The organism is Sphingomonas sp. EU05-FHT14C10, from assembly GCF_058790595.1.
This window is the reverse complement of record NZ_JBYTEN010000001.1, coordinates 16,561-29,476: the sequence shown is the minus strand read 5'-3', so window position 1 is coordinate 29,476 and position 12,916 is coordinate 16,561. Positions and strand designations below refer to the sequence as shown.

The window sequence follows — 12,916 nt, the reverse complement described above, 5'->3', positions numbered from 1 at the left end:
ACTGATCGCCCCCGGCGCGACGGTCAAGCCGCGAGGAAGTCGGCGATCGCCTGTCCAAGCTCGGGCTTGACGACGGCGCTCATATGGCCGCCGGGGACGACCTGAAGCTCGGCATGGGGGAGCGCTGCGGCAAGATCGGCGGAGGAGCCGTTGTCATAATCCTCGTCGCCGGTGAGGACGAGCGTGCGCGTCTGGATCGCGCTGATTTCCTCCACGCGCGTATCGGTGAAAGTCTCGATCACGTTGAGCAGCGCGATCGGATCGCCTTTGGTCGCCTTCAGGAAATTGTCGGCATTCCATTCGGGCGTGCCGCGCTCGAACGTGCCGGGATTGCGCAGGACATGCTCGAAATGGGCGCGGCGCCGGGTCGCGCCGGTCAGCCCCTGCAGCCCCATGCCGGCGACCACGGCGCGGCGCGGCTTCGCGCCCCGGATCAGCATCCGCACCACGGTGCGGCCGCCGAGCGAATAGCCGCCGAGATCATAGTCGGTGAGGCCGAGATGCTCGATCAGCGCGAAGCCGTCGTCGGCGAGGACGTCGGGCGGGTAATGCGCGGGATCGTGCGGCTTGTCGCTATCACCATGCGCGCGGAGATCGGGCATGATCACGCGGAAGCCCCGGTCGGCGATGGCGGCGGCATGGCCGTAGCGCACCCAGTTGGTCATCGCATTCGACATGAAGCCGTGGATGAGGACGACGGGTCGGCCTTCGCCGCGTTCGTGCCAGGCCAGGCGGACGCCATCGGACGCAGTGAAATACTCGGTCACGCGGGCATCGCCCCTGTCGCCTTGACCCAGCGATCGACGAGCGCCTGATATTCGTCGCAGCGCGTGCGACCGAGGCCGCCGGTGTCGAGCCAGGCTTCGTACAGGCTTTCCGCGCCGAAATGGTGGCGCGGCACGAAACGCGACGGATCGTCGAAACTGCCGACGGTCAGGTCCATTTTGTCTCCCTCGTCATATTCGAAGGTCAGGGGCGTGCCGCAGGCGGAACAGAAGCCGCGCCGGGCGATGGGCGAGGAGGCATAGCGCTCCGGCTCCTGCGTCGTCCAGCGCAGCGATGCGCGCGCGACGTTGCGAAAGGCGATCGACACGCCCCCGGTCGCGCGCTGGCACATCCGGCAATGGCACAGATAGGCGTCGTCGCCGTCGATCTCTGCTTCGTAGCGGATGCGGCCGCACTGGCAGCCGCCGGTCATCATGGACATGCGCGTTCTCCTTGCCTGCCAGCTTATCAGGGGAAGAACGCATTTGGCGACGCCGTTACACAACCTTCACTTGATATAATATATATAGCTTATTATATTCGTCCTTGTGGGTGACAGCTTCACGTTCCTGATCGGCGACGTATCGCGCCTGATGCGGCGGCGCTTCGACGAGCGCGCACGCGCCATCGGCGTCACGCGCGCGCAGTGGAAGCTGATCTTCACCCTCTCGCGCAACGAAGGCGCCAACCAGGGAACGCTTGCCGAGCTGATCGACGTCGAGCCGATCACCATCGGCCGCATGGTCGACCGGCTTGAGGAAGCCGGCATGGTCGAGCGCCGCCCCGACCCGCGCGACCGTCGCGCCTGGCTGCTCTACCTGACCGACAAGGCCCAGCCGCTGCTGACCGAGTTGCGCCTGCTGGGCGACGCGCTGGTCGACGAGGTGATGGCCGGGATCAGCGACGAGGAGCGCGACCGCGCCACCGCCATTCTCGAAATCATGCGCGCGCGACTGACCGCAGGCGGCGACGCGCCCGACAGTTCAACGAAAGTCGCAAAACATGGCTGACGCCGATCGCCCCATCGTCGCCGATTCCAAGGCCGACGCGCCCGCCGAGCTGAAGCCGCGCCGCCGCGTGCCGCGCGCCGCGATCATGCTGGCGCTGCCGCTGCTGCTGCTCGCCGTGGGCGGTTATATCTGGCTGACCTCGGGCCGCTACGTCTCGACCGACAATGCCTATGTCCAGCAGGACAAGGTCTCGGTCAGCGCCGACGTCGGCGGGCGGATCGTGGCGGTCAACGTGCGCGAGAACCAGATGGTCAAGCAGGGCGACCTGCTATTCCGCATCGATCCCGAACCCTATCGCATCGCGCTGGAGCAGGCGAACGCCGCCATCGCCACCGCGCAGGTCGACGTGACCAGCCTCAGGTCGAGCTACGACGCCAAGCAGGGCGATATCCTGGGTGCGCGCGACGCGATCCAGAATGCGCAGGAAGACTATGACCGGCAGGTCGCGCTGAAGAAGCAGGGCTTCACCACCCTTGCCCGCCTCCAGCAGTCGCAGCACGCGCTGGAGCAGGCGCGCGTCCAGTTGCAGAACGCCGTATCGGCCGCCGCCGAAGCGAAGGCCAAGCTGGCGACAGGATCGGCGGTGCCCGGCGTGAACCCGCAGATCGCCGCCGCGATCGCACAGCGCGACAAGGCTGCGCTGGACCTTGTGCGCACCGACATGCGCGCGCCGGTTTCGGGGCAGGTCAGCCAGTCCGAACGGCTGCAGGTCGGCCAGATGATGATCACGGGCCTGCCCGCCGTCAGCATCGTCATCAGCGGCAATTCCTGGGTCGAGGCGAACTTCAAGGAAACCCAGCTTGCCCATATGCGCGTCGGCCAGCCCGCCGAGGTCGAGGTCGATTCCTATCCCGGCCTCAAGCTGAAGGGCCATGTTATGAGCATCGGCGCCGGCACCGGCTCCGAATTCTCGGTACTCCCCGCTCAGAACGCCAATGGCAACTGGGTGAAGGTGACGCAGCGTGTGCCCGTGCGCATCGCGATCGACGATGCCTCCAGGCGCCAGCTGATCGCCGGCCAGAGCGCGCATGTGAAGGTCGACACCGGCGACCATGGCCGCTGAGCCCGAGCACGGCGCGGCGCTTCAGACGAAGCATCGCGGCATCCTGACCGTCGCCGTGATGATGGCGACGGTGATGCAGATCCTGGACACCACCATCGCCAACGTCGCCCTGCCCCACATGCAGGCGAGCCTGAACGCGACGACCGACACGATCACCTGGGTGCTGACGAGCTACATCGTCGCCTCGGCGATCGCGATGCCGGTGACGGGCTGGCTGTCCGACCGGGTGGGGTCGCGCAACCTGTTCATCTTCTCGGCCATCGGCTTCGTCATCGCATCGATGCTGTGCGGCATCGCGACCAGCCTTGAGGAAATGGTGCTGTTCCGCGCGCTGCAGGGCATATCGGCGGCGTTCATCAACCCGCTGTCGCAGACGGTGATGCTCGACATCAATCCACCGCACCGGCAGGCGTCCGCCATGGCGGTGTGGGGCATGGGCGTGATGATCGGCCCGATCATGGGGCCGGTGCTCGGCGGCTGGCTGACCGACAATTTCGACTGGCGCTGGTGCTTCTACGTCAACGTGCCCGTCGGTATCGTGACCGTGGCGCTGATGTGGTGGCTGTTGCCGTCGCGGCCGCTGGTCAAGCGACGATTCGACCTGATCGGCTTCTCGTTGCTGGGGCTTGCGCTGTCGGCGTTCCAGATCATGCTCGATCGCGGGCAGCAGCAGGACTGGTTCTCGTCGTGGGAGATCATCGTCGAGGCCGGCGTCGCCGCGGCGGCCGCGTGGATGTTCGTCGTCCACCTGCTGACCGCGCCGCACCCGATGTTCGATCGCGCGATGCTCGCCAACCGCAACCTGCTGACCGCGATGTTCTTCATGCTCGTCACCGGGCTGATGATGTATGCGACGATGGCGTTGTTGCCGCCGATGCTGCAGACTTTATGGGGCTACCCGGTGATCGACACCGGCGTGCTGCTCGCGCCGCGCGGCGTGGGCGTGCTGATGAGCATGTGGGTGGCGGGGCGGCTGACCGGCAAGGTCGATCCGCGCATCCTGATCGGCACGGGGATGACCGTCGCGGCCGCATCGCTGTGGCAGATGACGACATGGTCGCTGGGCATGGACTGGCACCTGATCGTCGCCAGCGGCTTCATCCAGGGGCTGGGCATGGGGCTGGTGTTCATGCCGCTCAACATGAGCGCCTTTGCCACGCTGAACCCTCGCTACCGCCCCGAAGGCGCGAGCCTGCTCAACCTGTTGCGCAGCATCGGATCGTCGGCGGGCATCTCGATCGTCACTTTCATGCTGACGCGCAATGTGCAGACCAGCCATCAGGATCTGGCCGGGCATATCACCGCCTTCAGCCTGCCCTCGATCGACCCGACCGACGCACTGGCGATGGGCAGCGCAGGCGATTCGATGATGGCGATGATCGACGCCGAGGTGAACCGGCAGGCGTTGATGATCGCCTATCTCGACGACTTCAAGATGATGGCGATCGTGACGCTGGTGACCATCCCGCTGGTGATGCTGCTGCGCAGGCCCAAGGGCCCGGCCGCCAAGCCAGACCCGGCGCATGCGGTGATGGAGTAAGGGGAAAGCGGCGGGATTGCAGCCCGCTGCTCTCACGCGCGACGGGGCCTTTCCTTTACCAGAAGGGCAAGGTGGGAGCCGCCGAGGTCGACGACTCCCCTTCCCGCCTAGGCCGCCTTCTTGAGGTGGCGGCGGCCGAGCAGTTCGGCGATCTGGACGGCGTTGAGCGCCGCGCCCTTGCGCAGATTGTCGCTGACGCACCAGAGCACGAGGCCGCTGTCGACCGTCGGGTCCTCGCGCACGCGGCTGACGAAGGTCGCGAAATCGCCGACGCATTCGATCGGGGTGACGTAGCCGCCATCCTCGCGCTTGTCGACGAGCATGACGCCCGGCGCCTCGCGGAGGATCTTCTGCGCGTCCTCGGCCGAAATCTCTTCCTCGAACTCGATGTTGATCGCTTCCGAGTGGCCGACGAAGACCGGCACGCGCACGCAGGTGGCGACCACCTTCACCTTGGGATCGAGGATCTTCTTGGTCTCGACGACCATCTTCCACTCTTCCTTGGTGAAGCCGTCATCGAGGAACTTGTCGATGTGCGGGATCACGTTGAAGGCGATCTGCTTGGTGAACTTGTGCGGCTCGACCTGGTCGCCGACGAAGATGTTGCGCGACTGTTCGAACAGTTCGTCCATCCCCGCCTTGCCCGCGCCCGAGACCGACTGGTAGGTCGAGACGACGACGCGCTTGATCTTCGCCGCATCGTGAAGCGGCTTCAGCGCGACGACCATCTGCGCGGTCGAGCAGTTGGGGTTGGCGATGATGTTCTTCTTCCGATAGCCGTCGATCGCCTCGGGATTCACCTCGGGCACGATCAGCGGCACGTCCGGGTCCATGCGATAGAGCGACGAATTGTCGATCACCGTGCAGCCGGCGGCGGCAGCGACGGGCGCATAGATCGCCGTCGCTTCCGACCCGATCGCGAAGAGCGCGATGTCCCAGCCTTTCCAGTCAAAATGCTCGATATTTTTGACCTTGAGCATTTTTCCGGTCTCGCCGAACTCGATCTCGTCGCCGGTCGAGCGGGCGGATGCGAGCACCGCAATATCGTCGAGCGGAAATTCACGCTCGGCGAGGATGTTCAGCATTTCGCGCCCGACATTGCCGGTGGCGCCCGCGACTACGACACGATAACCCATCGTCCACTCCATCATTTGCGCGCGCGTCATTACGCTTGCTGGACCAGATGTCCAGCAAGCTCCGCTATCAGCGCATGAAGGCGGCTACTCGGCCGCCTGGGGCAGATCCGCTTCCTTCCAGACGAGCACCGGCTTGCGCGCGGCGAGCGTTTCGTCGAGCCGACGGCGCGGCGCGAAGTGCGGCGCGGCCTTGAGCGCGGGATCGGCGGCCTTGGCGCGAACCGCCACCGCGCGCAGCGCGCCGATGAACTGATCGAGCGCGGCCTTGCTCTCGGTCTCGGTCGGCTCGACCAGCATCGATCCGTGGACGACGAGGGGGAAATAGACCGTCATCGGGTGGAATCCCTCGTCGATCAGCCCCTTCGCCACGTCGAGCGTGGAGAAGCCCTCCGGGAAACCTTCGTCGCTGAACAGCGCTTCGTGCATGCACGGGCCCGAGGCGGCGAAAGGCGCATCGAGCACATCCTCGAGCGAACGGAGGATGTAGTTGGCGTTGAGCACCGCATCGCCGCTTGCCTGGCGCAGCCCGTCGGCGCCGTGGCTGAGGATATAGGCGAGCGCGCGGGTGAACATGCCCATCTGGCCGTGGAAGGCCGTCATGCGGCCGAAGCTGTGGGGATGGCGATCGCCCACCGTCTCCTCCTCGACCAGCGTGATATGGTCGTCGGCGTGGCGTTCGGTGAAAGGCAGCGGGCCATAGGGCGACAGCGCCTCCGAGAGCACGACCGGGCCGGAGCCGGGGCCGCCGCCGCCATGCGGGGTCGAGAAGGTCTTGTGCAGGTTGATGTGCATCGCATCGATGCCGAGATCGCCGGGGCGGACGCGCCCGACGATCGCGTTGAAATTGGCGCCGTCGCAATAGACATAGCCGCCCGCCGCATGGACCGCGTCCGAGATCGCCTTCATGTCGCGCTCGAACAGGCCGCAGGTATTGGGATTGGTGATCATCACGCCGGCGATGTCCGGCCCGAGGCGCGCCTTGATCGCTTCCAGATCGACGCGGCCTTCGGGCGTGGCGGGGATCGCCTCGACCGTATAGCCGGCGAAGGCGGCGGTGGCGGGATTGGTGCCGTGCGCGCTTTCGGGGACGAGCAGGACCTTGCGATGCCCCTCGCCCTTCGCCTCGAGCGCGGCCTTGATGCACAGGATGCCGCACAACTCGCCATGCGCGCCGGCCTTGGGCGTCATCGCGACGCCGTGCATGCCGGTGAGCCTGATCAGCCACATGGCGAGCTCGTTGATCACCGCGAGCGCGCCCTGCACCGTATCGACGGGCTGGAGCGGGTGGATGTCGGCGAAGCCCGGCAAGCGCGCCATCTTCTCGTTGAGGCGCGGGTTGTGCTTCATCGTGCACGAGCCGAGCGGGAAGAGGCCGAGATCGATCGCGTAATTCTGGCGCGACAGGCGGGTATAATGGCGGATCGTCTCGGGCTCCGACAGGCCGGGCAGGCCGATCGGCGTGCTGCGCGCGAGATAGCCGAGGCGGTTCGCGCCTTCGTCCAGCGCCGGGAGATGCGGGAAATCGACGCCCGTCGTCTCGCTGTCTCCGATCTCGAAGATCAGCGCTTCCTCAAGCATCAGCGCGCGATTGCCGGTGAAGGTGGCTGCGGCGGACGCGGTGGTCTCGCCTTCGGGGCGCTCGGGGCGCCATCCGCTCTGGTTGATCGTCATGCCAGGATCTCCTCAAGCGCGGTGGCAAGCGTTTCGATGTCGACCTTCGTCGTGGTCTCGGTGACGGCGACGACCAGCCCGTTGGCGAGCGCATCGGCGCCCGGATAGAGGCGGCCGAGCGACACGCCGGCAAGGATGCCGCGATCGGCGAGCGCGCGGACGACGGGGCGCGCCTCCTTCGGCAGGCGCAGGGTGAATTCGTTGAAGAAGCCCTCGTTGATCAGCTCGACGCCCGGCACCTTGACCAGCCGGTCCGCCGCCATGACGGCGAGCGTATGGTTGAGCATGGCAAGCTCGCGCAGCCCCTTCTCGCCAAGCAGGGTCATGTGGATCGAGAAGGCGAGCGCGCAGAGGCCCGAATTGGTGCAGATGTTCGACGTCGCCTTTTCGCGGCGGATATGCTGCTCGCGCGTCGAGAGGGTAAGGACGAAGCCGCGCTTGCCTTCCGCGTCCACCGTCTCGCCGCAGAGGCGACCGGGCATCTGGCGGACGAACTTCTCCTTGCAGGCGAACAGGCCGACATAAGGGCCGCCGAACTGGAGGCCGACGCCGAGCGACTGGCCTTCGCCGACGACGATGTCCGCGCCCATCTCGCCGGGCGAGCGGATCGCGCCGAGCGCCACCGGCTCGGTGACGACGGCGATGAGCAGCGCGCCTTTCTCATGCACGCGCGCGGCGAGATCGGACAGATCGGTGATCCGGCCGAGAATGTCGGGATACTGGACGACGACGCAGCTCGTCTCGCCATCGACCGCCTCGAGCAGATCGGGGATGTCCGTCGCGGGTTCGAGCGACGGCGCGCCGACGCGCAGATCGTCGCCGGTAAACTTGGCCATCGTCTCGGCGACGCTGACATAATGGGGATGAAGCCCCGTCGAGATCAGCGCCTTGGCACGGCGCGTGATGCGGCGCGCCATGGTGATCGCTTCCCAGCACGCGGTCGAGCCGTCGTACATCGAGGCGTTCGCCACGTCGCAGCCGAACAGGCGCGCGACCTGCGTCTGGAACTCGAACAGCATCTGGAGCGTGCCCTGCGCGATTTCGGGCTGATAGGGCGTGTAGGCGGTGAGGAATTCGCCGCGCTGGATGATGTGATCAACTGTCGCGGGGACATGATGGCGATAGGCGCCGGCGCCGAGGAAGAAGGGCACTTCGCCCGCGACGGTGTTGCGGCGCGCCATCGCGGTCAGATGGCGTTCGACCTCAAGCTCGGTCGCGCGCAGCGGCAGGCCTTCGATGGGAATGGCCAGATGCGCCCCGGCGGGCACGTCGACGAACAGATCGTCGATCGAACGGGCGCCGATGGTCTGCAGCATCGCGCCGCGATCGGTGTCGGTAAGAGGCAAGTAGCGCATGGTCAGAGCGGCTTTCTCATCGTGAATCTCAGGCGGACATAATCGGCGATCCAGCTTCCGTCGGGCTGGCGAAGCTCGGGCTCGAGGCGGCGTTCTACGGCGTCGGCGATCTCGGCCTGCTCCTGCGGATCGATGCCGTCGGCGTCCATCAGCCCGGTGCGGAAGGTACGCACCCATCCGGCGATGCCGGTGGGAAGCGGGGTCGGGCGCGGAATGAGCTGCGCGGCTATGTCGACGAAGCCCGCCTCGGCATAGACGGCGGTGAAATCGGCGACCGAGGGATACCAGTGCGTGTCCTGCGGGCGGACGGGATGGCCGCGCTCGGTAAGCTCGGCACGGACAGCCCGCCAGATGGCGGCGACGTTACCCTCCCCGCCCATCTCGCCGACGAAGCGCCCGCCAGGCTTCAATGCCGCAAACACGCCGCGCGCCACGCCGTGGGTGTCGAGCATCCAGTGAAGCACGGCATTGGTGAACACCGCATCGAAGATCGGGCCGAAGGCGAGCGCCTGGCCGTCGGCGACGCGCGCATCGATCCCCCTCGCCTTTGCCGCCGCGGCCATTTCGGGCGAGGCGTCGACACCGATGACCGACGCGCCGGCCGCAACGATCTTTTCGGTCAACACGCCGTCGCCGCAGCCGAGATCGAGGATAATCTCCCCCGGCCGGGGCGCGAGCAGCGCGAGCACGGGCGCGCCCATGGCCGGCACGAATGCCGCATTTTGCGCATAGTCCCGAGGGTCCCAGCGCGATGCGCTATTCACGCCATCGGGCGCGCCTTTGCTCACAGCGTTTCGAGGAACGCCTGATAGGCGGCCTTGTCCATCAGCCCGTCGAGCTCGCTGCTGGAGGCGAGGCGCAGCTTGAAGAACCAGCCGTCATGCTCGGGCGAGCTGTTGACCAGCGAGGGATCGGCCTCGAGCGCGGCATTGCCTTCGACGACTTCGCCCGAAACCGGGGCATAGACGTCCGACGCGGCCTTGACCGATTCGACTACCGCAGCGTCGCCGCCCTTGGTGACGTGCGTGCCGACCGAGGGCAGCTCCACGAACACGATGTCGCCGAGCTGGGCCTGCGCATAATCGGTGATACCGACGGTCGCGATCGTGTCGTGAGTCGTCGAATTGACGCTGATCCACTCATGATCGCGCGTGAAATAATAGCTCATCAGGCTGCTCCCTTGCGGTGATATCGATGGGGGACGAATGGCATCGGCGTGACCGTGCAGTCGAAAATCTTGCCGCGCTGGGCGACCTTGATCGTTCCGCCGGGCGTGGCGCTGGCCGTCGGCACATAGGCCATGGCGATCGGGCGCTCGAGGCTTGGCGAATGGCCGCCGCTGGTGACGCGGCCGACTTCGTTGCCCTCGCCATCAACCACCATCGCGCCTTCGCGCACCGGCTGGCGTCCCTCGACGAAAAGGCCGACGCGCTTGAGGATTGCGCCGTCGGCGCGCTCCTGCAGGATGCGTTCGGCGCCGGGAAAACCGCCTTCCTCGCGCCGGCGCTTCGACAGTGCGAAGCCGAGATCGGCGGCAATCGGCGTCGTCGTCTCGTCCAGATCATGGCCGTAGAGCGGGAGCCCCGCCTCGAGCCGCAGCGAATCGCGCGCGCCAAGGCCGATCGGCTTCACCTCGGGCTGGTTGCAGAGCAGGCTGGTGATCGCCACGGCGGCGTCCGCGGGGATCGAAATCTCGAACCCGTCCTCGCCGGTATAGCCCGAGCGGCTGATCCAGGCGTCGACCCCGGCGATCGTGAAGGCGCCTGCCTCCATGAAATAGAGCGCAGCGACGCCCGGGACGAGGCGCGACAGCGCGTCGACCGCCTTCGGTCCCTGCAGCGCGAGCAGCGCCTGATCTTCCATATGGTTGATCGTGATCTCGTCGGGCAGGAGATCGCGGAAGACGCCGATATCCTCTTCCTTGGTCGCGCCGTTGACCACCATGTAAAGCCCGTCGGCGCGGCGCGTGACCATCAGGTCGTCGAGGATGCCGCCATTGTCGGCGAGCAGCAGCGAATAGCGCGGGCGCGCCTCGGCCAGCCCCTTGATGTCGCCGGGGAGCAGCGCCTCAAGCGCCTCGGCAGCGCCTTCGCCGGTGAAGAGCAACTGGCCCATATGGCTGACGTCGAACAGCCCGGCGCTGGTGCGCGTCCACAGATGCTCGGCAATGATGCCTTCGTACTGGATGGGCATCGCATAGCCCGCGAACGAGACCATGCGCGCGCCCTGCGCGCGGTGCCATCCGTCGAGCGGCAGCAGACGGTCTTCGATCTCGATTGTCGGTTCTTCGCTCAACGCCCGGCTCCCTCATGACTGGTGACAGCACCGCCAACCGCCAAAGCGGTCATCGGTTGCTGCCCCCTCTGTCACGGAACCTGAGAGCTTTCCCCCATGCCGTTGAAAGCGTGAGGTTACCCCTTCGGCGGCGCCCGCCGAAGCGGTCGCACTTTCCAGAGTGTCAATGGTCCGCGCGGTCCCTTGGCCTGAGAGATTCCGGGGCGGTTGCTCCTTCGGCGGCGGCGAAAACCGGATCGGCTTCCGACGCACTCTCCCGCGCGGCCCCCGGCGGTTGCCCGCCGATGACCCGACGAGCCTTGGCTGCGGCGGTGGCGCGAGTCAATTGCCGATCGCGCAACCGGCTTGCGTCGAGGTCAGCGCGTGGCGTTGTAGCGGAGCTGGTCCGGGTTGAGCTGAAAGCCGATCAGCACTTCGAAAGTCGCGCGCTGGACGGCGTCGCGCACCGAGGGCTCGGCGAGCGGATCGAGCGACGCATCCTGATCGGTCGCCTTGCGCTTGCGAAGGATGCGCTGGCGAATATCGGGCGCCAGCGTGGCGGCGGAGCGGGTGATGACCGCGCTGCCCGTGCCCGACGCCGTCGTCGTCGCCTGCCCGTCCGCGAAGTGCAGCGTCACCGTGCCGATGCGCTTGGAAACAACGACGCCGCCGCCGCGCAGCACCGCCGTGAAATAGGGAAGGACGACGTCGCGCGCGCCCTGCGTGGTCGCGCGCCGCGCCTGGACCTCAAAGGTCGAGGTGCTGATGACCTGCGGATTCTGCTTGTCCGCATCGTTGCAGCTGGTGCGGACGTTGGTGAGCGTCGCGACCATGTCGATCGCCGTCGCTTCGCGCGACTGGGGCGGATTGAAGTAGGTGATGTCGCCCGTATAGTCTGGGATGCCCACCGCCGGGCACGACGAACGCACGACGTTGACGCCGATTCCGCCTTCGCCGGAAAGCTCGCCGCGCTGGCTGCAGCCCGCGAGCGCAAGCGTGAGAATCGAGGCGGACAGCGCGATTTTACGAGACGACATAGGCATCCTTAGAACGATCCGGCTGCGAACGAGCCTTGCCCCAAGCATAGGAAGGCGCTTTCACGCAGGCAAGCAATGGCGTAGGGCGATGTCCATGTCGCTTTTCCAGAGCCGCCCGCCCCTCAAGCTCCTGATCGCTGCGCCGCGCGGTTTCTGCGCCGGCGTCGATCGCGCGATCCGCATCGTCGAACTCGCGATCGAGAAATATGGCGCGCCGGTCTATGTCCGGCACGAAATCGTCCACAACAAATATGTGGTCGATACGCTGAAGGCGCAGGGCGCGATCTTCGTCGAGGAACTGGACGAGGTGCCCGACGATGCGCCGGTGGTCTTTTCGGCGCATGGCGTGCCCAAGGCGGTGCCGCGCAAGGCCGAGGAACGCGGCCTCACCTATCTGGATGCCACCTGTCCGCTCGTCTCCAAGGTTCACCGCCAGGCCGAACGGCTGATCGAGGCCGGGCGCCATATCGTCTTCATCGGCCATCGCGGCCATCCCGAGGTGATCGGCACGCTGGGCCAGGTCCCCGAAGGCGCGATGACGCTGGTCGAGACCGAGGAGGATGTGGCGACGCTGGCCCCCGCCGATCCGGACGGCCTCGCCTTCCTGACCCAGACGACGCTTTCGGTCGACGACACCGCATCGATCGTCGAGGCGTTGCGCAAGCGCTTCCCCAATATTGTCGGGCCGCGCGGCGAGGATATCTGCTACGCGACCTCGAACCGACAGACGGCGGTGAAGGCGATCGCTGCGCGGTGCGACGCCATGCTGGTGGTCGGCGCGCAATACAGCTCCAACTCGGTCCGCCTCGTCGAAGTCGCCGAGCGCGAGGGCACGCGCGCCAAGCTGATCGCGCGCGCCGACGAACTCGATTTCGACTGGCTAGACGGGGTCGCGACGCTGGGGCTGACCGCCGGCGCATCGGCCCCCGAAGTACTGGTGCGCGAAGTGATCGACCTGCTCGCGACGCGCTATGCGATCAGCGAGGAAGAGGTCGAGACCACGATCGAGAATATGCAGTTCAAGCTGCCGCGCGGCCTGCAGGCCGCCTGAAGGCGCGACACCGG

Annotated in this window: 13 protein-coding genes and 1 riboswitch; of the genes, 4 read left to right on the top strand and 9 right to left on the bottom strand. The window is 66.6% G+C overall.

All coding sequences use genetic code 11. The features are described from left to right. Window positions 1-23: 23 nt before the first annotated feature. Both AC3WT0_RS00145 and AC3WT0_RS00140 read right to left on the bottom strand, forming a co-directional pair. Window positions 24-767 (bottom strand): alpha/beta fold hydrolase, encoded by a 744-nt coding sequence (locus AC3WT0_RS00145; protein ID WP_492750473.1) that lies wholly within the window; start codon window positions 765-767, stop codon window positions 24-26. Then, the gene (locus AC3WT0_RS00140; protein WP_492751170.1) at window positions 764-1,201 is read right to left on the bottom strand and encodes a GFA family protein; all 438 of its coding nucleotides are present in this window, start codon (window positions 1,199-1,201) and stop codon (window positions 764-766) included. Before AC3WT0_RS00140 ends, AC3WT0_RS00145 begins: the two co-directional genes overlap by 4 nt. A 112-nt stretch (window positions 1,202-1,313) precedes the next feature. Here AC3WT0_RS00140 and AC3WT0_RS00135 point away from each other — a divergent pair, with 112 nt between their 5' ends. Genes AC3WT0_RS00135 through AC3WT0_RS00125 form a run of 3 tightly spaced genes read left to right on the top strand, consistent with a single transcriptional unit; the run spans window position 1,314 to window position 4,378 of the window. Then, window positions 1,314-1,775, top strand: a complete 462-nt coding sequence (locus AC3WT0_RS00135; protein WP_492750471.1) for a MarR family winged helix-turn-helix transcriptional regulator — start codon at window positions 1,314-1,316, stop codon at window positions 1,773-1,775. Continuing rightward, on the top strand, window positions 1,768-2,838 hold the full coding sequence (locus tag AC3WT0_RS00130; protein ID WP_492750470.1) for an HlyD family secretion protein: 1,071 nt from the start codon (window positions 1,768-1,770) through the stop codon (window positions 2,836-2,838). Before AC3WT0_RS00135 ends, AC3WT0_RS00130 begins: the two co-directional genes overlap by 8 nt. Then, window positions 2,828-4,378: a DHA2 family efflux MFS transporter permease subunit gene (locus AC3WT0_RS00125; RefSeq protein ID WP_492750469.1), complete on the top strand. Its 1,551-nt coding sequence runs from the start codon at window positions 2,828-2,830 to the stop codon at window positions 4,376-4,378. The genes AC3WT0_RS00130 and AC3WT0_RS00125 overlap by 11 nt, the downstream gene beginning before the upstream one ends. A gap of 107 nt (window positions 4,379-4,485) precedes the next feature. On the opposite strand, the gene AC3WT0_RS00120 is transcribed toward AC3WT0_RS00125, so the two are convergent. From AC3WT0_RS00120 to AC3WT0_RS00090, 7 genes are all read right to left on the bottom strand, one after another. Further along, window positions 4,486-5,514: an aspartate-semialdehyde dehydrogenase gene (locus tag AC3WT0_RS00120; RefSeq protein WP_492750466.1), complete on the bottom strand. Its 1,029-nt coding sequence runs from the start codon at window positions 5,512-5,514 to the stop codon at window positions 4,486-4,488. 84 nt (window positions 5,515-5,598) lie between these two features. Further along, on the bottom strand, window positions 5,599-7,185 hold the full coding sequence (gcvPB, locus tag AC3WT0_RS00115) for an aminomethyl-transferring glycine dehydrogenase subunit GcvPB (protein WP_492750463.1): 1,587 nt from the start codon (window positions 7,183-7,185) through the stop codon (window positions 5,599-5,601). Next, window positions 7,182-8,540, bottom strand: a complete 1,359-nt coding sequence (gcvPA, locus tag AC3WT0_RS00110; protein WP_492750461.1) for an aminomethyl-transferring glycine dehydrogenase subunit GcvPA — start codon at window positions 8,538-8,540, stop codon at window positions 7,182-7,184. The genes gcvPB and gcvPA overlap by 4 nt, the downstream gene beginning before the upstream one ends. Before the next feature lie 2 nt (window positions 8,541-8,542). Beyond that, on the bottom strand, window positions 8,543-9,304 hold the full coding sequence (locus AC3WT0_RS00105; RefSeq protein ID WP_492750459.1) for a class I SAM-dependent methyltransferase: 762 nt from the start codon (window positions 9,302-9,304) through the stop codon (window positions 8,543-8,545). A 20-nt stretch (window positions 9,305-9,324) separates the two neighbouring features. Further along, window positions 9,325-9,708: a glycine cleavage system protein GcvH gene (gene gcvH / locus AC3WT0_RS00100; RefSeq protein WP_492750457.1), complete on the bottom strand. Its 384-nt coding sequence runs from the start codon at window positions 9,706-9,708 to the stop codon at window positions 9,325-9,327. Continuing rightward, window positions 9,708-10,835: a glycine cleavage system aminomethyltransferase GcvT gene (gene gcvT, locus AC3WT0_RS00095; RefSeq protein ID WP_492750454.1), complete on the bottom strand. Its 1,128-nt coding sequence runs from the start codon at window positions 10,833-10,835 to the stop codon at window positions 9,708-9,710. The genes gcvH and gcvT overlap by 1 nt, the downstream gene beginning before the upstream one ends. A gap of 166 nt (window positions 10,836-11,001) precedes the next feature. Further along, a riboswitch (glycine riboswitch) is annotated at window positions 11,002-11,104 on the bottom strand. 87 nt (window positions 11,105-11,191) lie between these two features. Beyond that, window positions 11,192-11,851 (bottom strand): hypothetical protein, encoded by a 660-nt coding sequence (locus tag AC3WT0_RS00090; protein WP_492750452.1) that lies wholly within the window; start codon window positions 11,849-11,851, stop codon window positions 11,192-11,194. Window positions 11,852-11,945: 94 nt separating this feature from the next. On the opposite strand from AC3WT0_RS00090, the gene ispH reads away from it, so the two are divergent. Then, the gene (gene ispH, locus AC3WT0_RS00085) at window positions 11,946-12,902 is read left to right on the top strand and encodes a 4-hydroxy-3-methylbut-2-enyl diphosphate reductase (RefSeq protein ID WP_492751168.1); all 957 of its coding nucleotides are present in this window, start codon (window positions 11,946-11,948) and stop codon (window positions 12,900-12,902) included. The last annotated feature ends 14 nt before the right edge of the window (window positions 12,903-12,916 follow it).

Bases quoted from the DNA above. Each gene is read 5' to 3' on its own strand.
- AC3WT0_RS00140 (WP_492751170.1), bottom strand. From the start codon at position 1,201: ATGATGACCGGCGGCTGCCAGTGCGGCCGCATCCGCTACGAAGCAGAG.
- AC3WT0_RS00130 (WP_492750470.1), top strand. From the start codon at position 1,768: ATGGCTGACGCCGATCGCCCCATCGTCGCCGATTCCAAGGCCGACGCG.
- AC3WT0_RS00125 (WP_492750469.1), top strand. From the start codon at position 2,828: ATGGCCGCTGAGCCCGAGCACGGCGCGGCGCTTCAGACGAAGCATCGC.
- AC3WT0_RS00120 (WP_492750466.1), bottom strand. From the start codon at position 5,514: ATGGGTTATCGTGTCGTAGTCGCGGGCGCCACCGGCAATGTCGGGCGC.
- gcvPB (WP_492750463.1), bottom strand. From the start codon at position 7,185: ATGACGATCAACCAGAGCGGATGGCGCCCCGAGCGCCCCGAAGGCGAG.
- gcvPA (WP_492750461.1), bottom strand. From the start codon at position 8,540: ATGCGCTACTTGCCTCTTACCGACACCGATCGCGGCGCGATGCTGCAG.
- gcvH (WP_492750457.1), bottom strand. From the start codon at position 9,708: ATGAGCTATTATTTCACGCGCGATCATGAGTGGATCAGCGTCAATTCG.
- AC3WT0_RS00090 (WP_492750452.1), bottom strand. From the start codon at position 11,851: ATGTCGTCTCGTAAAATCGCGCTGTCCGCCTCGATTCTCACGCTTGCG.
- ispH (WP_492751168.1), top strand. From the start codon at position 11,946: ATGTCGCTTTTCCAGAGCCGCCCGCCCCTCAAGCTCCTGATCGCTGCG.